We start from the raw sequence: 23165 nt of genomic DNA on the forward strand, positions 1-23165 counted from the left end.
GCAGCAATGGATATACACACAATCCAGCTGCGTTGACTGTGAGGCCGTCTTCGCAGGCAAGCCAGCTCCCACATTCAGGCTTGGCTAGCCTTAAGGTCCGGCACGATGGCCCGAGGCTTACGAAACACCAGCACATTCCCCAGCATCACCAGCACCAGCCCCATCAACGCCGGCGCCGTCCACTGGTAACCCTCGGCAACTGCCGATACATTCAGCGCCACCACCGGAAACAGCACCGTGCAATACGCCGCTTTCTCCGGCCCCATACGGCCCACCAGAGTGAGGTAAGCGGTAAAACCAATCACCGAGCCCGGGATCACCAGGTACCACAGCGCACCGATATACCGTGCACTCCAGTCCATCTCGAAGGGAATGCCACGCACGACGCAATAGGTCGCCAGCATCGCCGCCCCATAGGCCATGCCCCAGGCATTGGTGGTCAGCGGCTTGAGCCCGGCCTTCTGTTGCAGGCTGGACAGCAGGTTGCCCGCCGAGAAGCACAGGGTGCCCAGCAGCGCCAAGCCCAGGCCCAGCAGCGTTTGCGGACTGGCGGTATGCCCAACCAGCTCCGGCCAGAACAAAAAGCCCAGCCCCAGCAGCCCAAGCGCCCCGCCCATCAGCACGTTGCGCGCCACCCGCTGGCCGAAAAACACCCGGGCATTGAGCGCGTTCCACAAGGTCGCCGTGGAAAACACCACCGCCACCAGGCCGCTGGGAATCCATTGGCTGGCGGTGAGAAAGCACATGAAGTTGACGCAGAACAGGCACAGCCCCTGCGCCAGGCAGATCAGGTGCCCGCGTCGGTTCATCACCTGCAACTTGCGGCTGAGCAACAACAGCACGAACAGCACCAGGGCGGCCGAGCCGAAGCGATAGACAATCGACACCGGAATCGCCACCACGCCCAACTGCCACTTGAGGGCGATCCAGGTGGTGCCCCAGATGAGCACCGTGAGTAAATACAGGAAAAGATTCATAGCCGGCTCCGTCGATTGAGCCACAGTGTGGTCCTCCCCCCGGATAACGTTCTTGCACATTCTTGCGCTTTTGTCGGGCGATGGGCTCACAGCGCCAGCGGTGGAGCGTAGGATGCAAGGCGTCGGAGAACACACCATGCCAGAGCTGCAATCGCTGCACGTCTTCCAAGCCCTCAACCGCTCGCCCCACGCACGCTTGCAAGCTTGCGCCGAGCTCGGTGACGGGTTGGCTGCGGCCGTGTGGAGCAACCACCATGACGCCCAGGATTACCAGGCCCCCAGCCATCACACTTTGTCCTGCTACATCGGCGGCGGCACGGGCACCTTTCGGCGTGATCAGCCGAGCCTCAAGGGCGGCCCCGACAAACTGTGCATCCTGCCGGCCGAGCATCAGTCGGCCTGGGTGATCAATGGCGATATTCGCCTGGCCCACCTGTATTTCAGCCCGGAACAATTTGCCCTCGGCTGCGTCACCCTGCTGGACCGTGAGCCACGGGAGCTGCACTTGCGTGAGGGCACCTTCCTCGAAGACCCCTTCCAGGCCCGGCGTTTTCACCAGTTGGTCAGCCTCAACTGGCACGAGCCCGGCGAGCGACTGCTGACCAGCAGCCTGGCCCATGAACTGCTCAGCCATACCTTGCTCAGCCAGGTCGGCGCCCGCGAAGGCTTGCGCTTGAAAGGCGGGCTGGCCGCGCACCAACGACGGCGGTTGGTGGAGTACATCGACCAGCATATGGAAGACGCCATCAGCCTCGGCCAGTTGGCCGCCATGTGCGCGCTGTCCGAATACCATTTCGCCCGGATGTTCCGCCAGAGCTTCGGCGTGCCGCCCCATCAGTACCTGCTGGCACGGCGCCTGGCACGAGCGCAAAACCTGCTGCGCAGCAGTGCTTTAGCGATCAGTGAGGTGGCCTTGCTGTGCGGTTTTTCCAGCGCCAGCCATTTCAACCAGCGCTTTCGCCACGCCATGGGCGCCACGCCGAGCCAATACCGCCAGGCATTCTGCGCCTAGACCATCAAGCCCAACGTCTTCGCCTTGGCCACCGCCTGGGTGCGTCGCTCTACCCCGAGTTTGCTGTGGATACGCCGCGCATGCGTCTTGACGGTGTGCAGGGAGATATACAGGCGATCAGCGATTTCCAGGTTGGAGTTGCCGAGCGCGATCAGTTGCAGCACCTCCAGCTCACGCTGGCTCAACGGGTTCTGCGCCGCCCCGGCAGGCGCCGCCTGGGGCTCCAGGCCCAGCTCACTTAAAAGCCCCGGCGCGCGCAAACGCAACTCGCGAACCGCCTGCTGCACCTGGCAACGCTCCGCCAGCGCCAAGCCAGCTTGCAGCGACCGGCGCGCCAACGCCGGGTCGCCAAGCTGCCAGGTCACTTCACCGAGCACCAGGTGCAATTCGGTTTCCAGGCACAACATGCCGCGTTGCCGTGAGGTGTCGAGCAAAGCATTAAGCCGCGCGATAGGTTGCTCGGCACAGCCCAGCTTGACCTCGGCCAGCACCAGCAAATATTCCAGGCGCGGGATCAGTTCCAAGGTGGCCGGCGGTGCCTGCTTGGCGCAAGGCCCGCGAAAGTGGCGTAACACCCGGCGCACGGCTTGCACCGTCAACTCGGCGCGACCTTGCTGCAACCAGAAGTGCCCACTGACCAATAGCAGTACCGCGCGGTACACCGTGTCGGGGACCTGACGCTGCTGCATCAGCCGCTCGGCGTCGCGCAGTTGAATGAACGCCTGGGCGTAGTCGCCACGATTGGCTGCCAACAACGCAAGGCCCAGAAAACCATACAACACGCGCTTGTCCTGGCTCTGCAGGCACATGCTCAAGCCAGCCTCGAAACATTCGGCGGCCAGGCCGTCCTGGCCCTGACGCAAAGCCAGATGCCCGCGGCGCAAGACAATACGCCCCACCAACGGCCCGGCGGTGAGCCGTTGCCCGGCCAACATCGCTTGCACCGTTTCCAACAGGCTTTGCGCCCGGTACGGCGCGCCACGCTGCTCCAGCAATTGGGCGTGGTCCAACTCCAGCAGGGCCTCCAATACCAGCGAGCCGTGGGCTCGGGCCAGGCACAGCGCTTCGCGGCTCAAGCGTTGGGCGGCCTCCAACTCACCGCGCAGCAAGGCTTGTTGGGTCAGGCCCGACAGGCACATCAGACGCGATGTCCAGGCGCTGTCGGGTAGCGCTTGCAGGGCTTCAAGAAAATGCTCGCTGGCGCGTTCGGCATCGCCGCTCAAATGCAGCAACCAGCCCCATTGCGCCTGCCAGCGCGCCAGCAGATAGCGCTGCGCGGCGGCCGTGGGTTGCGGGGCAAAGCGGGCCAGTTGGTCGATGCACAAGGCTGCCTGTTCGAAGCGCCCGGCAAACAACAACGCGGCCGTGAGCAGCCCCACCAACTGCGCCGAGCCCAACATCAGTTCATCGCCCTGCTGTTCATGCAGGCGCAACAGTAGTACGGCGTTCTGCTGGCGAAACAAATCCTCGAAACTGAAGTGCTGCAACAGGCTCACCGCCACTTCATATTCCTGCGCCAGCAACGCCTGCTCGAAGGCCGCTTGCCAGTCGCGCTCGGCGCTGAACCATTGGCAGGCCCGGCGGTGCCACGAACGCTTGGCCGGCCAGGGTTCGTCGCGCAGCAGTCGCGTCAGCGGTGCAAACACCTGCAGCCAGTCGCCGGTGCCTTCCCAGGGCTGGATAAATGCACCGAGTGCTTGTAGCTCGCGCAGGTACTGTTCGCCGTCACCATGGCCGAACAGGTGTTCACACAAGCCTGGGTTGAAGCGTGGCAGGTGGGCCAATACGTGCCAGGCTTCGACCAATGGCGCCGGCAAGGTACTGAAGAGTTCGTGTTGCAGGTAATCCAGCAAGGTCTTGTCGGGGTGGTTATCGCCCAGCGCGGCGATGCGTACACCGGCACACCAACCGCCGCTGAACTGCATCACGCTGTCAACGCTCTGCCCTGGGGCGAGCAGTGCCTGGACCTCCGCAGCGTTGAACGACAACTCACTGCATTCCAGCAGTTCGTCCTCCAACAACAGGCGCGGCCAGTTGCACACCGGGCGCCGTCGCGCACCCAGCCACCACGTCAGTTGCGCACTGCTGGCGCTGATTAGACGATCAAGCAACGCGTCCAACTCGGGGGCCGGCAGGCGGCAGAAATCATCCAGAAACAGCCACGCAGGCTTGGGCCAGCAGCTGAGGTCGAGCAATAAGGTGGCTTCATCGACAAACACCAGGCCCAGGTGTTGCGCCAGCCGTGTGCACAACTCCAACGGGCTGAGCGCTGCGCCATGGAGCGGCATCCAATAAACCAGGCACCCCGCCGGCGCCTGCAATGCACACTCGGCGAGCAGTGCACTCTTGCCACTGCCACCCGGCGCGCACAGCAACTTCACACGCGCCTGCGCCGCGAGCAAAGGCTGTGACAAGCGCGGACGCAACAGGTGGTGGGCGGACAGCCGTGGCATGCATCCAGGACGGTCCAGGCAGCGGGTCATGGCGGTCATTGCTGCATCCTGCTGTTTTTATTGTTGCGTCACCCTAGACCTGTGGTTGGCGGTTGTTGAAGAAGTATTCAGCGGGGTGATTGAAGACCATAAAAATCGCGGTGGACACCATTCGGTGTGGGAGCTGGGTTGCCTGGGATGGCTTGCTCCCGTGACGACCTGACAGCCGACGCCTATCTATCTGACCCACCACGATCAAACTGTGGGAGCGGGCTTGCTCGCGAAGGCGGCCTGGCAGTCAACCCAGCTGGACTGTGTACATATCCATTGTTGCGGTAACGGCCACCTAGGGTTCCGCCCTGACGGCGGCTCACTTTCGAAAAGCGCGAAAGTAAGCAAAGCGCTCTTGCCCCACCACTCGGCACCTCGCTTAGGCTCGGTGTGCCCGTAATCCGCCAGTGATTTGGGGGGCCGCCGCCACGCGCCATCCATGGCGCGGGGCGGCTAAACCGGCATCCCTGCCGGTTTACCCCCCAAATCCCTGTCGAATTCCGGCCAGCGTGGTTTAACGGGGCGCCTGAGATCAAGATCACAAGCAGATCAAGAGCAAGATCAAGAGCGGCTCGCTTCGCATCGTGGTTACCGTTGATTGCGACAGCGTTGTGTAGATACCTATGGCTATCGCAGGCAAGCCAGTTCCCACATTTTCAACCTCACTTCGATGCGGAGTCAGCGAACACCCTCCGTCCTCAGTGCCGCCGGGGTGTAGTCCGCCGCCTTAGCCGCGAAGCCGAACACGAAGCTGCTCTTCTCTTCATTTTTCATGCCTAGCGCGATGTAGCGCCCGGCAATCAGGTCGTACAGGGTTTCCACGGTGTAGGCCGGCACCTGGTGGTCGTAGTAGAACTGCGAATGGCCTTCGGCGACGCGCCACAGTTGGCCGCGGCCGTCGTAGTGGTCCACCAGCGCGACTTGCCAGCTGTCTTCGTCGATGTACATGTGGCGCTTGGCGTAGATGTGCCGCTCGCTGGGTTTGACGGTGCCGACCACTTCCCACACGCGGTGCAGTTCGTAACGGGTCAGGTCCTGGTTGATGTGCCCGGCCTTGATGATGTCGTCGTACTTGAGGCTCGGCGAGTCGAGCTTGTAGCTGTTGTAGGGGATGTACATCTCCTTCTTGCCCACCAGTTTCCAGTCATAACGGTCGGGCGCGCCGGAGAACATGTCGAAGTTGTCGGTGGTGCGCAGGCCGTCGGAGGCGGTGCCTGGGCCGTCGTAGGACACCTGCGGCGCGCGCCGCACCCGGCGCTGGCCGGCGTTGTAGATCCAGGCCAGGCGCGGTTCCTTCACCTGATCGAGGGTTTCATGCACCAGCAGCACGTTGCCCGCCAACCGCGCCGGGGCGGTGACCGATTGCTTGAAATAGCTGAGCACGTTGGCGGCCTTGGCCGGGTCGATATCCGGGATGGCTTGCGGCACCGCCACTTCCTCTTCGAAGCGGATCGGCGTGTAGCTGCCATTGGTCTGGGGCGTGGCCTGGGTGATGATGCGCCGCAGGTTGCCGCCGTGGTAACGGGTGATGTGGTTCCACAGCACCTCCACGCCATTCTTCGGGATGGGGAACGCGTAGTAACGGTTACCGGTGAAGTTCTCCAGGCCGTTGCCATCGTTGATCGCCTTCACATTCACGGCGCTGCGCTTGATCGACTCGTAAATGTCCGCCGGCAAGTTGACCGTGCGGTGGCTGGGGTACACCGGAATCTTGTAGGTCTCGGGGTAACGCTTGAACATCGCCACCTGGCCGTCGGAGAGTTTGTCCTTGTACTTGTCCACCGTGGCGGCGGTGATCACGAACAGCGGTTTTTCGTTGGCGAAGGGGTCAGCCAGGAAGCCCTTGCTGTCCACTGCGCCGGCGTTTTTCGGGATACCGCCGGTCCAGGCCGGGATCGAGCCATCGGCGTTGCCGGCTTTTTCGGCGCCGACCGGGGTCAGGGTAGTGCCGAGCTTGGCGGCTTCTTCGGGCGATACCGCCGCCATTACGTTGGCGGCCAATACGCTCAGGGCCAACACTGCAATCATCTTACGCATAGGGTCTTGTCCTTCTTTTAAGCCAGATCAGAAGTTCACGCCGAAGCTGAGGGCGAGGAAGTCGCGGTCGGTCAGGGTGTTGTAGTCACCGCCAAAAAAATCGGTGTAGCTCAGGCTTGCGGTGTAGGTGCTGCGATAGTCCGCATCCACGCCGACGCTGATGGCCTTGGCCCCTTTGTTGAACAGCCCGTTGGGGCCGTAACCGGCCACGTCATGGGACCAGGACAGGTTGGGCTTGAGGTTCACACCGGCAATGGCGTTGTTGTAGTCAAGGATCGCCCGCGCCCGGTAGCCCCACGAGGTGGAGGTGACAAAACCGTCGGTGTCACCTTGAAAACCATAGGCGCCGTATACCGAGTCTCGGCCGTAGCGCAGTTTGCTTTTGTCTTCCAGGCCGGCGACGTGCACCACCGCCGCTTCGCCCACCAGGGTCAGGCGCTCGGCGCCCAGTACCTGGTCGAAGAACTGGGTCATGGTGCTCTGGATCTGGGTGATTTCCTTGCGGCGGTAGCCTTTGTTGTCATCGCCGAAATTGCTGCGGATGGGTGAGGCGAGTTGGCCCGCAATAGGGTTGACCAGGGCCAGGGTCAGGTCAGTGGTGTTGAGCTGCACCGGCGCATTGGGCCGATAGCTGATCTCGCCGGTCCACGCCGTGCCCGTGGGCAAGGTGGTGGAAAAACTGGCGCCGAACAGGCGAATGTCTTCCGGGTAATCCAGGTAGTACTGGCCACGACCAAGCATGGTGCTTTGCGCCAAACCAGCACCGGAGCCGGGCGCCAGGGCGTTGGCGGTGTTGATAATGCGCCCGATGGTGGCCAGGTTGGTATTGGCGGTCAGGGTGCCGACGGTGGGTGTGCGGCTGTGGTAGTTCATAAAGTACAGGCCGTATTCAGTGTCATCGCCCAGCCAGCGCAGGGCCGCGCCGAACTGGCCCGAATCGCGCGCATCGCGGTCACCGGCACGCCGTACAATCACGCCTTCATTGGTCACGCCAAACCCTTGGCCAAAGGCCGCCGCCACCGGTTGCAGCGGTCGGATCGCCGGGCTGCCCACGGTGTAGTTATTGGTACAGCCATCCGCCGCCACGTCCCCGCCGAAGAAGGTGCCGCAGTTGTCGAGCACCGTCTGGTCCCATTCCAGTTGGTAGAAACCTTCCACGGTCAGTTGATTGGTCAGGCTCTGGGAGGCAAACAGCATGTTCACCGGGATCAAGCCTTCCTTGATCTCGGCACCGGGCCTGCGGAACGCCGACACGTCGATCGGGTTGATGCTGTTGATGGAATTACCGATGAAGGTACTTTCGCCCCAACTGACCACCTGCTTGCCGGCACGCACGGTGCCGGGCAGGTCGCCCAGGGAGTAGTTGTGGTAGACGAAGGCATCGAGGATCTGCGCACCGCTGGATTTGGCGCCTTCCTTGCGGTTGTGGTCGCTGATGGGCTTGAACTCGCGGTCTTCGTCCTTGAGTTCGAAGTCATACCAATACTTGCCACGCACGAACACGCCGGTGTCGCCGTACTTCAATTCAAGGTCGTGCAGCCCCTTGAAGATCTTGGAAAACGTCTCGCCCTTCTTGAAGTTGAGGCGCCCGTCATCCCCGGTGGACGCTTGGCCCGTCCCGCCATTGACGGTGCCGACCAGGCCTTTATCGGCATCGCGCATGCCCCAACTGGCGCCGACCGACAGCGAGGAGTCGAATTGCCCTTCGATCTCGCCGATGTTGAACGAAACAGCCTGCGCCTGGGCACAGCAGCCCAGCGCAACCGCAGTGGCCAGCGCCTGTGGCGTGAAGATGGCGCGCATTATTGTTTTTGTCATGCGTCTTCCCCGGTGAGTGACAGAAGGCCCCACCCTACTGCCGCCCTTGAGGAGCGATAAGCGCACCAAGGAGGTATTCGTGTTGTCGCTCGAAAGGATGATGGGGTTCTCTGGCCGGGCGTTGGCCTGGTGGCATGCATGCGATGGATGAAGGGTTATCAGAAGGATCGATGGCGCCCTGTAATTATTGCCGATCTGGTAATAGTCCTTGTCCCGATTTGCTATTACTCACTTTGTTACAACAGACTATTCTTGCCTGGCTTTCAGGGCAAAGAGCCCGCTCCCGCATTGGGGAGAAAAGCTGATTTTTAACGGATTGATCCACTAATCAGTCTGTTCCCGGTGTTCACTGACGTTGATTTGTCGCTCCTTGATCCAACGTCTTACTTCGGCCGCTGCCTATGCAGCGGCCTTTTTTATGCCCCAAAGAAAACGGGGCGTCATCGACGCCCCGTGGGATTCATTGATTTACCGGCAATGATCAGAGGCTGAACTTCTGCAAGTTAGCCATCATTTCCTTCAACGCCTCGATGTTGTCCTTGGGGTGCGCAGCCCCTTCAAAGTCGCAGATTTGCTGCCAATGCGCGGCCACATCCTCCGGCGAAAAACCTGCCTCGGGATCAAAACCCACACCCAGACTACGCTCCCAGCGGGTCTTGCCGATCCAGCCGCCACCCACTTCAAACAAGCCTGCGGTTTCCTCACAGGCTTCACTGCCCAGGTACACCACCAACGGGCTGACCAGTTCTGGCTTGAGGCGCTCGAACACCTGCGGCGGGATCAGCCCTTCGGTCATGCGCGTGCCACCGGTGGGGGCAATCGCATTGACCAGGATGTTGTTCTTGCGCCCTTCCAGCGCCAGGGTTCGGGTCAAGCCATACAGGCCCAACTTGGCCATGCCGTAGTTGGACTGGCCAAAGTTGCCGTAGATACCGGACGTCGACGCAGTAAAGATCACCCGGCCATAACCCTGCTCGCGCAAATGCGGCCAGGCGGCGCGGGTGACTTTGTAGGCGCCTTCGACATGCACCCGGTAAACCAGATCCCAGTCGCTGTCGTCCATTTTGTGGAAGGTCTTGTCGCGCAGGATCCCGGCGTTGTTGACTACCACGTCGACCCGGCCGAAAACATCCAGGGCGTTCTGTACGATCTTGTCGCCGTCGGTGACGGAGTCATGGTTGGCTTCGGCAATGCCGCCCGCCGCGCGAATCTGCGCCACCACCCGGTCGGCCGCCGAGGCATTGGCGCCCTCGCCTTGGGTTGAGCCCCCCAGGTCGTTGACCAGCACTTTGGCCCCGTGCTTGGCGAACAGCAGCGCATGGGCCTGGCCCAAGCCACCACCGGCGCCGGTGACGATCACGACCTTATCCTGGAACTGCACTGACTCACTCATACCGAACTCCGCTGGCGACAATGGGAATAGGCAGAGTGTCACGCACGCAGCCTTTGGTCACAATAAAGACGGCCAAGGCTGAATGGTGCCTGATAAGGCAGCGGGATGATGCGCAGGCTCAGGAATAGGCCGCACGCGGTGAAGGCTGGCCGATGCGCTCACGAAACGCCTGGTAGTGCCTGAGTACCTGGACCGGCGCCTCGATCTGCGGGTAGTGGCCGATATTGGCCAGCCTTATCGTGTCGGGCTCGGGCACCAGTTGGCGATAGCGCTCGACCATATGGGCACCGGAAATCGGGTCTACTTCGCCGTCGATCACCCGCAATGGCACTTCGCCTTGCTGCATGGCCGCCAGCCAACGCTCGCGCAGGCGACGGCGTTGGGGAATGTAGGCGATGAGTTTGTGCAGAATACGCGGGCCGTCGTTGCAACTGATCAAACTCCAGAAATCATCCAGCACACTTTCACTGGGTCGCGTCTGGGGGCCGAAGATCTGGTTGAAACTGCTGGCCAAGGCATTGCGCCCAAAGGCCCGGCCGATCATCCAGCCCAACGGGCTGAGCAATAGCTTTTGCACCAGCGCCGGCCGATGGGTCTCCGGAAACAGCCCGCCGTTGAGAAATACACAGCTCGCCATCTGGAACCCTCCCTCGTAATGCCGGGCCAATAATTCCTGGGCGACGCTGTCTCCATAATCATGGGCCAACACATGCACCGGCCGCTCTACCCGCAGATGCTCAAGCAGCGCCTGTTGCAGATCGGCCTGTTCCAGCAGGCAATACTCGTGGTTCAAGGGTTTGGCCGAGTCGCCAAAGCCGAGCATGTCGCAGGCGATCACCAGGTTGCGCTGGGCCAGGGGCTGCCACAGGTAGTGCCAGTCCCAACTGGCCGTAGGGAAACCATGAATCAGCAGCAACGGCTCGCCCTGCCCGGCCACCCAATACCGCACGGTGTGGCCACGAAAGACGAAGTCCTGGCCGCGCTTGCGCCAGGCTCTGAGCGGTATCTCGGCGAGTGGCATCAGCTTTTATACCCGGGGTCCTGTTGGTCCAATTTGCGCAGCAGTGCCGGCCAGGCCAGCGCACCGCCCATACCTTGGGCGCTTTTTGTGACAGCTGCCACCATCGCCTTGGCACCGGCGAGAATCTGCGGCCCGATGGCGATCAACTCGGTGCCGCCGCTCTGGGCCAATACCTGGATCTCGCAGGCGCGCTGGAAGGTGAACATCATCAGGAAGGTATCGGCGATGCTACCGGCGCAGGTCAGCAGGCCGTGGTTGTGCAGCATCAGGAAATTATTCTGGCCCAGATCCGCTTGCAGGCGGGCCTTTTCCTCGTGATTGAGCGCCACGCCTTCATAGGCGTGATAGCCAAGGCTCGACAGCACGAACAGCGATTGCTGGCTGATGGGCAATACACCCTGCTTTTGCGCACATACCGCCACACCCGCAGCGGTGTGGGTATGCAGCACGCAGGTCACGTCATGGCGCACTTCGTGGATGGCGCTGTGGATGGTGTAGCCCGCCGGGTTGATCTCGTAGGGGCTGTCCATTTGCTTATTGCCGGCCTGGTCAACCTTGACCAAGCTCGACGCGGTGATCTCATGGAACATCAACCCATAGGGGTTGATCAGGAAATCTTCAGTGCCCGGCACCTTGGCCGAAATATGCGTGAAGATCAGGTCATCCCAGCCGTGCATGGCCACCAGCCGATAACAGGCCGCCAGGTCCACGCGGGTTTGCCATTCGGCGGGGCTGACCTGGGCTTTGACGTTTTGTGGTGATGGAGCAGGGGCTAGGCTCATGGCAATGACCTCCTTGGCGCACTTCTTAGGGTGTCTAAAGTGAGAGCCAGTCTAGTCAGACGCCGAGGCGCAAGGAGTTGCCTTGGCAGCCAGCTTGATGACTGAGCGAGTCAGTCATGAGAATAGTACAGATATGGGTCAAACAAGCGCCGTCAATAACGGCGCTACCTGGGGTTCAGCCTCGCAGTGCAGTGACCAACTCGGCCAGCCAAGGCTCGGCGTCAGCTTCCGGGGTGACGCTCTCGCTGGCGTCCAGGCGCAGCATCGGCAGCACTTCGCGGATGCCCAGTTCGGCGAACAATTCGCGCATTTGCTCACCACCGCCACAAAAGGTATCGCCATAGCTGGCGTCGCCCAGGCCGATGACTGCACCTGGCAGGCCGCGCCAGGCGGGGGGCAGTTGGTCACGAATGGTCGAATACAGGGGCATCAGATTGTCGGGCAGCTCGCCCATGCCGGTGGTCGAGGTCACGGCAAGGAATGCATCGGGAGCAAAGGCCAGCACCTCTGCCAGCGTGGCACGAGAATTGTGCCAGGCGTTGAAACCTGCGTCCTTGAGGATGTCTTGCGCGTGGCGAGCGACTTCTTCAGCCGTACCGTAGACCGAGCCGGAAAGGATGGCGACTTTCATCAATCTGATCCTGTAGTTGAGTGAAAGCGTGGGATATTAGCAGCCTGTGCCAATATTTCAGTGCGCACCGTGCAACATTCCAGACTTGCCATAAACTGGCAAGGTCAAAACCAGGCCAGGGACCGCTCAATGATTAACGCCAAACTGCTGAAAATGGTCGTCAATGCTTCCAATGACGGGATCGTCGTTGCAGAGCGCGAAGGCCGGGACAAACCACTGATCTACGTCAACCCGGCCTTCGAACGGATGACCGGCTACACGCTGGACGAGATTCTCTATCAGGACTGCCGTTTCCTGCAGGCGGGCGACCGCGACCAACCGGCCTTGATGGCCATTCGTGACGCGCTCGACAGCGGCGGCGCCTGCCGAGAGATCCTGCGCAACTTCCGCAAGGACGGCACACCTTTCTGGAACGAACTGTCGCTTTCGACCGTGTACAACGAGGTCGACAAGCAAACGTATTTCGTCGGCGTGCAAAAAGACGTCACCACTCAAGTCAAAGCCCAACAGCGCGTCGCCCAACTGGAAGCCCAGTTAGCCGAGCTCAAGAGCGAGCTCGCGGCACTCAAGGCGACGAGTGGATTTAACAAACTGTAAAAAACGCGGTCTTTAGAGCGATAATGGCTTTTTAATGCCTCAGCCTTGAGCTAGATCAATGCAACGCGACACGCTATTGACGCAGGACGAACTGGATTTTATCCAGGACATGCAGCACAACCCGCAGCTCAACCTGCGGGATGCATGGTCGAGCCTGACGGTTAATGGCGGCGCTCAGATTCGCGACCTGCTCACGCGGCTAGCGGCTCACGACCAGGTCACCATCCAGGCGCAGTTCGACAACCAGCAACTCACCTTCCCGTTGCACCTGGTGGAAGATGAGTTTCACGCTGTGCATTTGCGCCTGGGCGTACCGAGCATTTTTGAAGACGGGCCGATGATCCGCCCGTGGCGCCTGGCCCTTGAAACGCCGGTGGCGCTGGAAAACATCAAGGGCTACCCCAGCGCGTTGTGGGTGCACGAAGTGTCATTCAAAGGTGTGTTGGTAGAAGTGCGTGGCCGGGTCAAACCGCCGAAGACCTTTTCCCTGTGGTTCAGCCCTTCCGGCTACGAGCGCATCGCCCTGCGCGGCACGCTGGAGCGCGAAACCGCCCGAGGCCTGTTCGCTTATCGCCTGAGCCAGAGCGATGCCGATGAGATCGAACGGCTACGCCAGTTCATCCTGCACCAACACCGCCTGGTGCATCCTCACGTTCACGCCTGAGGCTCGGTACCCGGATGGCCGCTGAGCAGTTGCTGCAAGCGGCGCGGCATCAAGCGTCCGTCATTGCCCAGGCAACCAATCGACGACCCTGCCAGGCTGTGCTCTGCCAGGTCCGACGCTTCTCCAGCCAGCAGCAACGGGCAATCGAGGGTGAAGGCCAGGCGATTGAGCCGCGACGCCAGCTCTGCCCCTGGAGCGTGGTTGGAAAACAGCACCAAGGCTTGCGGCCGGGTGCGCTCGCAGATCAGCGTCAACTCATCCAGTGGCTGGCCAACGCCCAGGACCTTGACCGCCAGCTTCTCGCTCGACATCAACAAGCCCGCCACCAGTAACTCCAGCTCACGGCACTCTCCGGCAATGGCTGACAGCAACACCCTGGGCGCTGGCGAGGCACTGGCCACTTGCAGGCACCGTGCGACGCGCGAGCGCAGGAAATTGTCGAAGAACAGCCACTCGCTGGCTTGGCCAAAGCGGCCTTGGTGACGTAACAACTGTTGCCACAGCGGGACCAAAATGTCCTGGAACACCACGGTCGTCGAATAGACGCTGAAGATCTGGCCGTACAACCGGTCGAGCTCACGATCATCAAAAGCACTGATGGCCAGCCGCAGTTGCGCCTGCCACTGGCGCCACTCCAGTTCGGTATCGCTGCGTGACGCCGTGGCCGGTTCGTTGGCCCGTGGGTCGCGCGCCAGGAGCTTGCCGACTTTGCTCACCGCCACGCCCCGCTCGATCCAGTCGAGGATGCGGTGCACGGTGTCGATATCGGTGCTTGAGTACAGCCTGTGCCCACTTTCGGTGCGCACCGGCTGGATCAAACCGTAGCGACGCTCCCAGGCACGCAAGGTCACCGGGTTTACGCCTGTGAGTCTTGCCACTTCACGAATCGGAAACAGCCCCTCGCAGTCAGAGTGGCTGTCGGGTGTCGTTTCGCGAAGAGGCGCAGTGATTTCGGGCATCAGCGGTCAAAAAAACTTGTATGAATTTGAACACCATTTAACGCCGATTGAACTGCATGATTCAAGATCTACGGCGATCCATCCGAAGTTTCTGGCGTATTTGGGCAAATCCGGAATAATCCTTGCCTGTTCTTTTGCGTCGCTGCACCACCCCGCAGCTTCGCCCGTGCACAGCCTACCCGGCTCGGCGCACTTGCTGATTTGGAGATATACGATGTCTACCTCACCCGTCACCTTGATGGTTGCGCGCCGCGTGGCCAAGGGTCGCTACGAAGAGTTGATGGCCTGGCTGCGCGAAGGCGAGCAATTGGCGACTGACTTCCCCGGTTACCTGGGTTCCGGCGTGCTGGCCCCGCCGCCTCATGATGATGAGTTCCAGATCATCTTCCGCTTTGCCGATGAAAAAACCCTGCATGCGTGGGAGTTCTCCGCTTCGCGCAGCGCGTGGCTGAGCCGAGGCAGCGAGCTGTTTGCCGACCCGTCGGAGCACCGTGTCAGCGGTATCGATGGCTGGTTTGGCGCAGTAGGTGCCCGCCCGCCACGCTGGAAACAGGCCGTGGCCATCTGGTTGGCATTTTTCCCGGTATCGTTGCTGTTCAACTTCGGCCTGGGCTCGCTGCTCAATGAGCTGGACCTGTTCAGCCGCGTACTGGTCAGCACCGCTGCCCTGACCCCGTTGATGGTCTACCTCTTTATACCGCTGTCGACCCATCTGCTGGCGAATTGGCTGCACCCCTCGCCCACTCGCAAGGTCACCGAAGCCGCCGCTTGAGTACAGGGAGGCCGGGGCGCTGGTATAGTTTGAGCCTGCCAGCGACTTGAGCCTCCCATGAATGCAACCAACGCTCCGATCCTGATCACCGGTGCCGGCCAGCGTGTCGGCCTGCATTGCGCCGAGCGCCTGCTGGATGAAGGCCAAGCCGTGATGTTCAGCTACCGCAGCGAACGCCCCGGCGTGCAGGCGCTGCGTGAACGGGGCGCCATCGGCGTGTTTGCCGACTTCTCCAGCGAAGCCGGCGTGCTGGCTTTCATTGGCGCAGTCAAAACCCATACCCAAAGCCTGCGCGCAATCATCCACAACGCTTCAGCCTGGGTCGCCGAAACGCCGGGCGACGAAAGCCGTGCCTTTATCGACATGTTCAGCGTGCACATGCTTGCGCCGTACCTGATCAACCTGCATTGTTCACCTTTGCTGCAACGTTCGACACCCGCCGATATCGTGCATATCAGCGATGACGTGGTGCGCAAGGGCAGCCGGCATCACATCGCCTATTGCGCCACCAAGGCCGGGCTCGACAGCCTCACGTTATCGTTTGCCGCGCAGTTTGCGCCGCTGATCAAGGTCAACGGCATCGCCCCGGCGATGGTGATGTTCAACGAAGGCGATGACGCAGCCTATCGCGCCAAGGTCCTGGCCAAGTCGGCCCTGGGCATCGAGCCCGGGCCCGAGGTGATCTACCAGAGCGTGCGTTACCTGCTGGACAACCCCTATGTCACCGGTACCACCCTGACCGTCAACGGTGGGCGGCATATCAAGTAAGCCGTTTTTGAGGATGTTGTATGACCTTATCCCTGCCCCACCACTACCGCGAAATCCTCAAGGGCCTGGGCGAAGACCCACAGCGCGAGGGCCTGCTCGATACGCCCAAGCGTGCCGCCAAGGCCATGCAGTACCTGTGTCATGGCTATGAGCAGAACCTGGAAGAAATCGTCAACGGCGCGCTGTTTGCGTCTGACAATGACGAGATGGTGATCCTCAAGGACATCGAGTTGTATTCGTTGTGCGAGCATCACCTGCTGCCCTTTATCGGCAAGGCCCATGTGGCCTATATTCCGACCGGCAAGGTGCTGGGCCTGTCAAAACTGGCGCGCATTGTCGACATGTTCGCCCGGCGCCTGCAGATCCAGGAAAACCTCACACGGCAAATCGCCGACGCCATCCAGGACGTGACCCAGGCCGCCGGCGTGGCGGTGGTGATCGAAGCCAAGCACATGTGCATGATGATGCGCGGCGTGGAGAAACAGAATTCAACCATGAACACCTCGGTGATGCTCGGCGCCTTTCGCGAGTCGAACACCACCCGCATGGAGTTCCTGCAACTGATTGGACGGAGCAAGTAGCAATGCCACAACTTCAACCAGGCATGGCGCGTATCCGGGTCAAGGACCTGTGCCTGCGCACCTTTATCGGCATCAACGAGGACGAGATCCTCAACAAGCAGGATGTGCTGATCAACCTGACCATCCTGTATGCCGCCCAGGAAGCCGTACGTGACAACGACATCGACCACGCCCTGAACTACCGCACCATCACCAAGGCCATCATCGCTCACGTCGAAGGCAATCGCTTTGCCCTGCTGGAGCGCCTGACCCAGGAACTGCTGGACCTGGTGATGAGCAACGAATCGGTACTGTACGCCGAAGTCGAAGTAGACAAACCCCACGCGCTGCGCTTTGCCGAGTCGGTTTCGATCACTCTGGCCGCCAGCCGCTGATAGCAAGTGAGCCTTATGAACGACCAACAACGCCTCGAACTCGAAGCCGCCGCCTTTCGCCGACTGGTGGCCCACCTGGACAGCCGCAAGGATGTGCAGAACATCGACCTGATGAACCTTGCCGGCTTCTGCCGCAACTGCCTGTCCAAGTGGTACAAGGCCGAAGCCGACGAGCGCCAGATCGAGCTCAGCCTCGATGACGCCCGTGAAGTGGTATACGGCATGCCGTACGCCGAGTGGAAAGCCCACTACCAGCAAGAAGCCAACGCCGACCAACAGGCCGCGTTTGCCAAAGGCAACCCACAGGGTTAGGCGCTAAGCCCTCACGACGTGCGACCCGCCCGCGGGAAAAACCAGGAAAGCAAAAGCATGCAGATTCAAACCTTTGATACTGCGGATGTGGATCAGCAACTGGCGATTTCCGGCTGGCAGGAGCACTACCAGCAAATGTCCCCAGGGTATTTTCGGGGCAAAGTTGTGTACATGCAGTTGGACGGCATCGAGGTGTATGAAGAGCAGATGAACACGCGGGTGGAGCAGCATTTCCATGCGCCCGCCGGTTCATTGGTCTTTAGTTTTGATACGGGTGACGGATCTCTGTACCTGCTCAACGAGGACAGTCAGAACACCTGGGTGACCCCGCAAAACTATAAAGAAGTCGCGGTGGTGATCGGCCCTCAATACCTCAAGCAACTTGATTGCCTGAACTTGAGCAGCCTGGATGGCATGCTCCTCACCCCGCTGGTTTCCCGGCAGAGCCAGGTTTTTGGCCACTGGTTAAGCAGCACGCTTCAACGGTTGGCCGTGGGGCAATCCCCGGTGCCTGAAGCAGGGCTGGCACAACAGCTGGTCGACGATTGCCTGTATATCCTCGATTGCCCGAGTCAGACGCCGGACCTGGCAAGCCTGAAACACCGAGCCCATGACCGCCGCCTTATCCAACGGGTTTTCGACCTGGTCATGGCCAGCCCGCAAGAACACTTCAATGTGTTGCAACTGGCCAACGGCGCCGGGGTGTCTGTTCGTCAGTTGCAACAACGCTTCACGTCTTCTATCGGTGTATCACCCAGCCAATGGCAGCGGTTACGCCGATTGAACTTTGCCCGCCGCGACTTACTGCGCAGGGTGCCCGCAGAGACGACCGTGGCGGAAGTCGCCATGCGCTGGTCATTCTGGCACCTGGGCCGTTTCTCCCAGGCCTATTACCAGCTTTTTGGCGAACTCCCCAGCCGCACACTCTTACGTCCCCGCTGAATCGGCCCCCAAGCGCTTGCGCACCAAAATGAGGCTCGCACGCAAGCGCAAATCGGATAGAGGCCAGCCTTCTTACGCCCGCATTATCGACTTCAAACAAGGAACCGTGCGTTCGCCGGCCATTGATGTGCTGCGTCGCTAAAACCTCAATAGAACAAAATCAATAAAGGAGCTTTGAATGAAGCGATTGACCCCCTGTGTTCTGGCCGCGATGTTAACGGTGCCCTCACTGCAGGCCATGGCAGCAGCCGATCTGGTATTCACCAATGGCAAGGTTTTCACCGGTGTCCCCGGCCAAGCGCTGGCTCAAGCGGTGGCGGTGGAAAACGGAAAAATCCTCAAAGTCGGCAGTGATGCGCAGATCAATGCCCTCGCCGATACCACCACTCAACGGTTCGACCTTGCGGGCAAGGTGTTGATGCCCGGCATGATTGATACTCACAGCCATCCGGTGTCTGCGGGCCTCGCGAGTCTGGGTGCCAACTTGCTGGATGAAGAAAAGCCATTGCCCGAGCTTGAGCAATGGATCATCGAGCAAGATAAGGCAGGCCGGGCCAGATCCGGGGACGTCATCTTAATTGCCGGCACCAGCTCGGCCTATTGGGATAAAAGCCGCGAACTGGGCAAGATCTTCAACCACGGCCGCTGGGCCGACCAACCGCTGGTGCTCAGTGGCATCGACGGCCACACCGGCTGGGCCAACAACGCCATGCTCAAGCGTGTGAAAGTCGATGCAGCACTGGTAAAAGGCCTGCCTGCGAACGAGCGTGACTACATCGGTCACGAAAACGACTTCACCCCCACCGGTTATTTTGCCGAGTCTCGCTGGGATCAGGTCCGCAATAAGGTTCCTGCACCGAGCAAAGAGATCATGCTCAAGGCTGCCCGCGAAGCGGTGAAGGTCAATAATGGTTATGGCGTCACCGCGTGGATGGATGCGGCATCAAACGCCGGCAATGGCGACTCGCTGTTCGACTTCACCGCCACGGAGCAGAGCTACGGCGTGCTGCCGTTCTACCGCGAACTGGCCGAGAAGGGCGAACTCAGTGCCCACGTCGCCGCCTTGATGCTGACCAACTCCAAAAGCAAGCCGGCCGACCTGGAAGTCGTGGCCAAGGTGATGAAAAAATTCGAGGGCGTGCCCAATCTGACATTCCCCGGCATCAAGATCTTTGCTGACGGCATCATGGAGTTTCCAGGGCAGACCGCAGCGGTCATCGCCCCCTACAAAAACACTAATAAACGCGGTCAGTTGCTGATCGATCCGAAGCATTTCGGTGAGTTGGTGGTGGCTGCGGAAAAGCGCGGCTGGATCATGCATGTGCACGCGGACGGTGACCGCGCCGTACGTGAAGCCCTCAATGGCTTCGATTATGCGCGCCGCCTCAACCCGACGCCTGTGGCCCATAGCCTCGCCCACTTGCAAGTGGTCGATCCAGAAGACTTCCCTCGCTTCAAGCAACTGGGGGTCATTGCCTCCATGCAATTGCTGTGGGCCACCAGCGAGAGTTACACCGAAGAACTGGTCAAGCCTTACATCAGTACGTCTGCCTACGATCACCTGTACCCCGCCAAATCCCTGCATGACGCGGGTGCAACCATCGCGGGCGGCAGTGACTGGCCCGTCTCTGGTCCCAACCCGTGGAATGCCATTGCTCAGGCCAGCACGCGTAAAGGCCCGTTGGGGGTGCTCAACGCCAAGGAAAGCCTTGATCGCCAGGCCATGTTCTACGCCTACACCCTCAACGCCGCCAAAACCCTTCGCCTGGATCAACAGATCGGCTCTTTGGAACCCGGTAAGCAGGCTGACCTGATCGTCCTTGATCGCGATGTGTTCAAGGTCAGCGACGACGAGCTATTCGAGACCAAGGTCCTGAACACCTTCTTCTCCGGCAAACAGATCTGACTCACTCGCTCAATATTACGCAAACACCTGACGCCGCTCCCAGAGCGGCGCTGGGCACGGTCGCGCCTGGAATAACTCACACACTCATAACAATAAGAGACTCCTATGAACGCACTTTCCGTCTTCATGCTTGCAGCGCTCGCCTTGACGCCTCTGATCAACGCTCAAGCCGTCGAGCTCAACGACAGCTTCGAGCTCATCATCAACCCCGCGCTGGTCAGCGACTATCGCACCAGTGGCATCTCGCAAACCCTGGGTGACCCTGCCGCACAACTGGGGGTTACCCTCAACCACGCCAGTGGTTTGTACGCCGGCGTCTGGACCTCGAATGTCGACTTTGGCAATGGCTCCAAAACGCGCCAGGAAATCGAATATTTCGCCGGCTACTTTTGGCAAATCCATGACCGCATCAGCCTGGACAGCTTCTACACGCAGTATGAGTACCCGCGCCAAAGCGATTACAACCAGGGCGAACTCAAGACTGTCCTGGATGTTTACGGCGTTCTGCTTGGCGGCAAATACGTGCGCAACATGAAAGGCCCTGACTACGAGGATGAACATGGCGAGTTCCACAAGGGTAAACAAGACGAGGACTTGTCATCGTGGTTCATCGGTTACCACACCGTGCTGCCCGCAGAGGTCGGCCTGGAAGCTCGCTATGAATACGTCGACTACAAAGACGATGTATTTTTCAGTAACAACGGCAACGGCCGTGCCGATTATCACAACTGGGAAATCAAGCTCAGCAGCGAGCTGGTCGGCGTTAACTGGTCGCTGAGCTATATCGACACCGACCTTTCGAAAGCCGAATGCACCAGCTTTACCGGCTTCGATAACCTGTGCAGCGCAACAATAGTGGCCGGCGCGAGCAAGACGTTCTGACCCGTCTGTAAGCTTGCACATGGTTCGAAATAACCTCGAAAAAGTTACTATAGGTAATCTCACCTACACCCGTTAAGAAAGAGCCAGAACCAATGACTGATTTGAATACCCTGCGCGCCAGCCTCAACAGCGGCGAACATGTCTTTGCCGACACCCTGGCCTTTATCGCCGCCTGTTACGACTACCAACCGCAGGCCTTCACCAACGGCGGTGTGGAAAATGCCGCCGGGCAAAATGAAGGGTCGTGCAAGACCTTGGGTCTGGCGCTACTGGAAGGGTTGAGTGATCAGGAAGCACTGCTGGCGTTTGGTGAGCATTACCGGTCGGTGGTGGCCACTCCGGACGGCAGTGACCATGGCAATATTCGGGCGTTGATTGCCCATGGGTTGGCCGCAGTGAAGTTTGCTGAACAGCCTCTGACCCGCCGCTGATTGCATAGCCGACCCCGCTCAATGTGGGCGCCGGGCGTGCCCTGATGCCTGTAGGAGCGAGCTTGCTCGCGAAAAACTCAAAGGCGCCGCGTTCATTCAGCAAGCACGCGTTATCGTTAACGTTTTTCGCGAGCAAGCTCGCTCCTACAGAACGCGATGACCGCTTAACTGACCGGTAACCACGATGCGAAGCGAGTCGCTCTTGATCTGCTTTTGATCTTAGGCGCCCCGTCAAACCACGCTGGCCGGAATTCGACAGGGATTTGGGGGGTAAACCGGCAGGGATGCCGGTTTAGCCGCCCCGCGCCATGGATGGCGCGTGGCGGCGGCCCCCCAAATCACTGGCGGATTACGGGCACACCGAGCCCAAGCGAGGTGCCGAGTGGTGGGGCAAGAGCGTTTTGCTTACTTTTGCGCTTTTCAAAAGTGAGCCGCCGTTGGGCGGAACCCTAAGTGGCCGTTACCGCAGCAATGGATATGCACACAACCCAACTGTGTTGACTGCCAGACCGCCTTCGCGAGCAAGCCCGCTCCCACAGTTTGATTGCGAGGTGTCAGGTAGATTGGCGTCGGCTGTTAGGCCGCCTTCGCAGGCAAGCCAGCTCCCACATTTGTTTTACTGTGTGGGCTAGACCGCAGGCATAAAAAAGCCGGCTTCGCAGCCGGCTTTTTTTAAGTCAACGGGTTTAGAACGAAGCGTCCTTCAAACCGTCGAGGTAACGCTCGGCATCCAGGGCCGCCATGCAACCGGCGCCGGCCGAGGTGATGGCCTGGCGGTAGACGTGGTCTGCCACGTCGCCGGCAGCGAAGATACCTTCGATGTTGGTCGCAGTCGCATTGCCTTCACGGCCGCCCTGCACCACCAGGTACCCATCTTTGGCTTCCAGCACGCCTTCGAACAGCGAGGTGTTCGGGGTGTGGCCGATGGCGATGAACACGCCGTCGACTTTCAGCTCGTCGAAGCTGCCGTCGTTGTTTTTCAGGCGGGCACCGGTCACGCCCATGTTGTCGCCCAGGACTTCATCCAGGGTGGCGTTGAGCTTGAGGATGATCTTGCCTTCAGCGACACGGGCGTGCAGCTTGTCGATCAGGATTTTCTCGGCGCGGAAGGTCTCGCGGCGGTGAACCAGGGTCACGGTGCTGGCGATGTTGGCCAGGTACAGCGCCTCTTCCACGGCAGTGTTGCCACCGCCGACCACGGCAACCGGCTTGTTGCGGTAGAAGAAACCGTCGCAGGTAGCGCAGGCCGAAACGCCCTTGCCCATGAACGCTTCTTCCGACGGCAGGCCCAGGTAACGAGCACTGGCGCCGGTGGCGATGATCAGCGCGTCGCAGGTGTACACACCGCTGTCACCGGTCAGGCTGTAAGGCTTCTTCGAGAAGTCGACCTTGTTGATATGGTCGAAGACGATCTCGGTTTCAAAGCGCTCGGCGTGCTCTTTCATACGCTCCATCAGCACCGGGCCGGTCAAGCCGTGCACGTCGCCCGGCCAGTTGTCGACTTCAGTAGTGGTGGTCAACTGACCGCCCGCCTGCATGCCGGTGATCAGCAGCGGCTTGAGATTGGCCCGGGCAGCGTAGACAGCGGCGCTGTAACCGGCAGGGCCGGAACCGAGAATAATCACTCGGGAATGACGGGTATCTGACATGACTCACTCCTACCGACCGCCCAGACCACAGGGCGGCGGGAATAAAAAAGGACGGCGAAGCACTTGGGGAAGGCTTTAACTCGCCAGGTCCTGAAAAATAATGGGTGCAGCGTATCGAGGGGGGCAAGATTAAGGAAATACGCATTAACAATCCAGCTCATAGGTGTTCTCTAT

Annotated in this window: 22 protein-coding genes; 12 read left to right on the forward strand and 10 right to left on the reverse strand. The window is 60.4% G+C overall.

From position 1 onward, the window contains the following. Positions 1-74: 74 nt before the first annotated feature. Positions 75-977: a DMT family transporter gene (locus tag ACWHXD_RS25900; RefSeq protein ID WP_138763244.1), complete on the reverse strand. Its 903-nt coding sequence runs from the start codon at positions 975-977 to the stop codon at positions 75-77. Positions 978-1113: 136 nt separating this feature from the next. On the opposite strand from ACWHXD_RS25900, the gene ACWHXD_RS25905 reads away from it, so the two are divergent. Next, positions 1114-1989 carry a helix-turn-helix domain-containing protein gene (locus ACWHXD_RS25905; RefSeq protein WP_138763283.1) on the forward strand — a complete coding sequence of 292 codons (876 nt, stop codon included), beginning with the start codon at positions 1114-1116 and terminating at the stop codon, positions 1987-1989. On the opposite strand, the gene ACWHXD_RS25910 is transcribed toward ACWHXD_RS25905, so the two are convergent. The 7 genes from ACWHXD_RS25910 to ACWHXD_RS25940 all read right to left on the reverse strand — a co-directional run bounded on the left by ACWHXD_RS25910 (position 1986) and on the right by ACWHXD_RS25940 (position 12154). Next, on the reverse strand, positions 1986-4481 hold the full coding sequence (locus ACWHXD_RS25910; RefSeq protein ID WP_138763245.1) for a LuxR C-terminal-related transcriptional regulator: 2496 nt from the start codon (positions 4479-4481) through the stop codon (positions 1986-1988). The two genes, ACWHXD_RS25905 and ACWHXD_RS25910, sit on opposite strands and share 4 nt — an antisense overlap. A 669-nt stretch (positions 4482-5150) precedes the next feature. After that, positions 5151-6509, reverse strand: coding sequence for a DUF1329 domain-containing protein (locus ACWHXD_RS25915; RefSeq protein ID WP_138763246.1), 1359 nt, complete (start codon positions 6507-6509; stop codon positions 5151-5153). A gap of 27 nt (positions 6510-6536) precedes the next feature. Further along, complete coding sequence (locus ACWHXD_RS25920) at positions 6537-8327, reverse strand: DUF1302 domain-containing protein (RefSeq protein WP_138763247.1); 1791 nt, start codon at positions 8325-8327, stop codon at positions 6537-6539. Positions 8328-8808: 481 nt separating this feature from the next. Beyond that, positions 8809-9720, reverse strand: coding sequence for an SDR family oxidoreductase (locus tag ACWHXD_RS25925; RefSeq protein WP_044268345.1), 912 nt, complete (start codon positions 9718-9720; stop codon positions 8809-8811). Between the two features lie 118 nt (positions 9721-9838). Then, positions 9839-10741, reverse strand: a complete 903-nt coding sequence (locus tag ACWHXD_RS25930; RefSeq protein WP_138763248.1) for an alpha/beta fold hydrolase — start codon at positions 10739-10741, stop codon at positions 9839-9841. Continuing rightward, positions 10741-11523 carry a class II aldolase/adducin family protein gene (locus ACWHXD_RS25935; protein ID WP_098950400.1) on the reverse strand — a complete coding sequence of 261 codons (783 nt, stop codon included), beginning with the start codon at positions 11521-11523 and terminating at the stop codon, positions 10741-10743. Before ACWHXD_RS25935 ends, ACWHXD_RS25930 begins: the two co-directional genes overlap by 1 nt. 175 nt (positions 11524-11698) lie before the next feature. Next, positions 11699-12154 (reverse strand): flavodoxin, encoded by a 456-nt coding sequence (locus tag ACWHXD_RS25940; protein ID WP_032895352.1) that lies wholly within the window; start codon positions 12152-12154, stop codon positions 11699-11701. Between the two features lie 129 nt (positions 12155-12283). Between ACWHXD_RS25940 and ACWHXD_RS25945 the strand changes: the two genes are divergently transcribed. Then, positions 12284-12751, forward strand: coding sequence for a PAS domain-containing protein (locus tag ACWHXD_RS25945; RefSeq protein WP_138763249.1), 468 nt, complete (start codon positions 12284-12286; stop codon positions 12749-12751). A gap of 58 nt (positions 12752-12809) precedes the next feature. Then, positions 12810-13415, forward strand: coding sequence for a hypothetical protein (locus tag ACWHXD_RS25950; protein WP_032895350.1), 606 nt, complete (start codon positions 12810-12812; stop codon positions 13413-13415). Here ACWHXD_RS25950 and ACWHXD_RS25955 read toward each other — a convergent pair. Further along, the gene (locus tag ACWHXD_RS25955; protein WP_138763250.1) at positions 13406-14374 is read right to left on the reverse strand and encodes a MerR family transcriptional regulator; all 969 of its coding nucleotides are present in this window, start codon (positions 14372-14374) and stop codon (positions 13406-13408) included. The genes ACWHXD_RS25950 and ACWHXD_RS25955 overlap by 10 nt on opposite strands. A 214-nt stretch (positions 14375-14588) precedes the next feature. Between ACWHXD_RS25955 and ACWHXD_RS25960 the strand changes: the two genes are divergently transcribed. The 9 genes from ACWHXD_RS25960 to ACWHXD_RS26000 all read left to right on the forward strand — a co-directional run bounded on the left by ACWHXD_RS25960 (position 14589) and on the right by ACWHXD_RS26000 (position 21342). Next, complete coding sequence (locus ACWHXD_RS25960) at positions 14589-15146, forward strand: putative antibiotic biosynthesis monooxygenase (protein WP_098950396.1); 558 nt, start codon at positions 14589-14591, stop codon at positions 15144-15146. A 57-nt stretch (positions 15147-15203) separates the two neighbouring features. After that, positions 15204-15914 carry a dihydromonapterin reductase gene (folM, locus tag ACWHXD_RS25965; RefSeq protein ID WP_138763251.1) on the forward strand — a complete coding sequence of 237 codons (711 nt, stop codon included), beginning with the start codon at positions 15204-15206 and terminating at the stop codon, positions 15912-15914. A 20-nt stretch (positions 15915-15934) separates the two neighbouring features. After that, positions 15935-16495: a GTP cyclohydrolase I FolE gene (gene folE / locus ACWHXD_RS25970; protein WP_003194072.1), complete on the forward strand. Its 561-nt coding sequence runs from the start codon at positions 15935-15937 to the stop codon at positions 16493-16495. Between the two features lie 2 nt (positions 16496-16497). After that, the gene (folX, locus tag ACWHXD_RS25975) at positions 16498-16869 is read left to right on the forward strand and encodes a dihydroneopterin triphosphate 2'-epimerase (protein WP_003194073.1); all 372 of its coding nucleotides are present in this window, start codon (positions 16498-16500) and stop codon (positions 16867-16869) included. A 15-nt stretch (positions 16870-16884) separates the two neighbouring features. Beyond that, entirely contained in the window at positions 16885-17181 is a 297-nt protein-coding gene (locus ACWHXD_RS25980; RefSeq protein ID WP_032895346.1) for a DUF1244 domain-containing protein, read from the forward strand. 57 nt (positions 17182-17238) lie between these two features. Continuing rightward, a complete protein-coding gene (locus ACWHXD_RS25985; protein WP_056788735.1) occupies positions 17239-18123 on the forward strand; it encodes a helix-turn-helix domain-containing protein in 885 nt (294 codons plus the stop codon). Between the two features lie 178 nt (positions 18124-18301). After that, a complete protein-coding gene (locus ACWHXD_RS25990) occupies positions 18302-20029 on the forward strand; it encodes an amidohydrolase (RefSeq protein WP_138763252.1) in 1728 nt (575 codons plus the stop codon). Positions 20030-20134: 105 nt separating this feature from the next. Next, positions 20135-20911, forward strand: coding sequence for a TorF family putative porin (locus ACWHXD_RS25995; RefSeq protein ID WP_138763253.1), 777 nt, complete (start codon positions 20135-20137; stop codon positions 20909-20911). Between the two features lie 92 nt (positions 20912-21003). Continuing rightward, positions 21004-21342, forward strand: a complete 339-nt coding sequence (locus ACWHXD_RS26000; RefSeq protein WP_138763254.1) for a HopJ type III effector protein — start codon at positions 21004-21006, stop codon at positions 21340-21342. A 686-nt stretch (positions 21343-22028) separates the two neighbouring features. Here ACWHXD_RS26000 and trxB read toward each other — a convergent pair. After that, the gene (trxB, locus tag ACWHXD_RS26005) at positions 22029-22991 is read right to left on the reverse strand and encodes a thioredoxin-disulfide reductase (protein ID WP_003194076.1); all 963 of its coding nucleotides are present in this window, start codon (positions 22989-22991) and stop codon (positions 22029-22031) included. Positions 22992-23165: the final 174 nt, after the last annotated feature.

The organism is Pseudomonas fjordensis (genome assembly GCF_976987115.1).

Coding starts and splice junctions, on each gene's coding strand:
- ACWHXD_RS25900 (WP_138763244.1), bottom strand. CDS start 977: ATGAATCTTTTCCTGTATTTACTCACGGTGCTCATCTGGGGCACCACC.
- ACWHXD_RS25905 (WP_138763283.1), top strand. CDS start 1,114: ATGCCAGAGCTGCAATCGCTGCACGTCTTCCAAGCCCTCAACCGCTCG.
- ACWHXD_RS25910 (WP_138763245.1), bottom strand. CDS start 4,481: ATGACCGCCATGACCCGCTGCCTGGACCGTCCTGGATGCATGCCACGG.
- ACWHXD_RS25915 (WP_138763246.1), bottom strand. CDS start 6,509: ATGCGTAAGATGATTGCAGTGTTGGCCCTGAGCGTATTGGCCGCCAAC.
- ACWHXD_RS25920 (WP_138763247.1), bottom strand. CDS start 8,327: ATGACAAAAACAATAATGCGCGCCATCTTCACGCCACAGGCGCTGGCC.
- ACWHXD_RS25925 (WP_044268345.1), bottom strand. CDS start 9,720: ATGAGTGAGTCAGTGCAGTTCCAGGATAAGGTCGTGATCGTCACCGGC.
- ACWHXD_RS25930 (WP_138763248.1), bottom strand. CDS start 10,741: ATGCCACTCGCCGAGATACCGCTCAGAGCCTGGCGCAAGCGCGGCCAG.
- ACWHXD_RS25935 (WP_098950400.1), bottom strand. CDS start 11,523: ATGAGCCTAGCCCCTGCTCCATCACCACAAAACGTCAAAGCCCAGGTC.
- ACWHXD_RS25940 (WP_032895352.1), bottom strand. CDS start 12,154: ATGAAAGTCGCCATCCTTTCCGGCTCGGTCTACGGTACGGCTGAAGAA.
- ACWHXD_RS25945 (WP_138763249.1), top strand. CDS start 12,284: ATGATTAACGCCAAACTGCTGAAAATGGTCGTCAATGCTTCCAATGAC.
- ACWHXD_RS25950 (WP_032895350.1), top strand. CDS start 12,810: ATGCAACGCGACACGCTATTGACGCAGGACGAACTGGATTTTATCCAG.
- ACWHXD_RS25955 (WP_138763250.1), bottom strand. CDS start 14,374: ATGCCCGAAATCACTGCGCCTCTTCGCGAAACGACACCCGACAGCCAC.
- ACWHXD_RS25960 (WP_098950396.1), top strand. CDS start 14,589: ATGTCTACCTCACCCGTCACCTTGATGGTTGCGCGCCGCGTGGCCAAG.
- folM (WP_138763251.1), top strand. CDS start 15,204: ATGAATGCAACCAACGCTCCGATCCTGATCACCGGTGCCGGCCAGCGT.
- folE (WP_003194072.1), top strand. CDS start 15,935: ATGACCTTATCCCTGCCCCACCACTACCGCGAAATCCTCAAGGGCCTG.
- folX (WP_003194073.1), top strand. CDS start 16,498: ATGCCACAACTTCAACCAGGCATGGCGCGTATCCGGGTCAAGGACCTG.
- ACWHXD_RS25980 (WP_032895346.1), top strand. CDS start 16,885: ATGAACGACCAACAACGCCTCGAACTCGAAGCCGCCGCCTTTCGCCGA.
- ACWHXD_RS25985 (WP_056788735.1), top strand. CDS start 17,239: ATGCAGATTCAAACCTTTGATACTGCGGATGTGGATCAGCAACTGGCG.
- ACWHXD_RS25990 (WP_138763252.1), top strand. CDS start 18,302: ATGAAGCGATTGACCCCCTGTGTTCTGGCCGCGATGTTAACGGTGCCC.
- ACWHXD_RS25995 (WP_138763253.1), top strand. CDS start 20,135: ATGAACGCACTTTCCGTCTTCATGCTTGCAGCGCTCGCCTTGACGCCT.
- ACWHXD_RS26000 (WP_138763254.1), top strand. CDS start 21,004: ATGACTGATTTGAATACCCTGCGCGCCAGCCTCAACAGCGGCGAACAT.
- trxB (WP_003194076.1), bottom strand. CDS start 22,991: ATGTCAGATACCCGTCATTCCCGAGTGATTATTCTCGGTTCCGGCCCT.